The organism is Marinobacterium sedimentorum, from assembly GCF_024267675.1.
GTDB classification, from domain to species: domain Bacteria; phylum Pseudomonadota; class Gammaproteobacteria; order Pseudomonadales; family Balneatricaceae; genus Marinobacterium_A; species Marinobacterium_A sedimentorum.
On the sequence record NZ_JALDYX010000083.1, the window covers coordinates 1 to 1,067 of the forward strand.

Annotated in this window: 1 protein-coding gene; it reads right to left on the reverse strand. The window is 58.1% G+C overall.

Annotated features, from left to right (window positions below):
• On the reverse strand, positions 1 to 1,067 hold a 1,067-nt coding region (gene tuf / locus MRS74_RS23515; RefSeq protein ID WP_254582716.1), incomplete at its 3' end, for an elongation factor Tu.

Here is a 1,067-nt window from a genome sequence, read left to right on the forward strand (position 1 = left end):
TCACAGGCACCAGTGATGTCTGTGGTACGGAAGTAGAACTGCGGACGGTAGCCTTTGAAGAACGGAGTGTGACGTCCGCCTTCTTCTTTGCTCAGTACGTAGACTTCGCCTTCGAACTGGGTGTGCGGAGTGATGGAACCGGGCTTCGCCAGAACCTGACCACGCTCAACGTCGTCACGCTTGGTGCCACGCAGCAGCGCACCAACGTTCTCGCCTGCACGACCTTCGTCCAGCAGCTTGCGGAACATTTCAACACCCGTACAGGTGGTAACCTGAGTATCGCGAACACCAACGATCTCGATCTGGTCGCCCACTTTCAGGATGCCACGCTCTACACGACCGGTTACAACAGTACCGCGACCGGAGATGGAGAAGACGTCTTCCACCGGCATCAGGAACGGCAGGTCAATTGCACGCTCAGGCTGCGGGATGTAGTTGTCCAGCGCTTCAACCAGCTTCAGCACAGCAGACGTACCCAGCTCGTTGTCGTCCTGGCCGTTCAGGGCCATCAGAGCGGAACCGGCGATGATCGGTGTGTCGTCGCCCGGGAAGTCGTAGGTATCGAGCAGCTCGCGCAGCTCCATTTCTACCAGTTCCAGCATTTCAGCGTATTCTTCAGAATCAACGCCGCCGCAATCTTCAGCCAGCAGGTCAGCCTTGTTCAGGAAGACAACGATGAAAGGTACGCCAACCTGACGCGACAGCAGGATGTGCTCGCGAGTCTGCGGCATCGGGCCGTCAGTTGCGCCACATACCAGGATAGCGCCGTCCATCTGGGCAGCACCAGTGATCATGTTCTTGACGTAGTCGGCGTGTCCCGGGCAGTCAACGTGCGCGTAGTGACGGCTCGGAGACTCGTACTCAACGTGCGAAGTCGCGATGGTGATACCGCGCTCACGCTCTTCAGGAGCATTGTCGATACCGTCGAAGGCAACGGCAGCACCGCCCCAGGTCTCAGAACAAACGCGCGTCAGAGCGGCTGTCAGAGTGGTTTTGCCGTGGTCGACGTGACCGATGGTGCCGACGTTTACGTGCGGCTTGTTACGTTCAAATGCTTTCTTACCCAT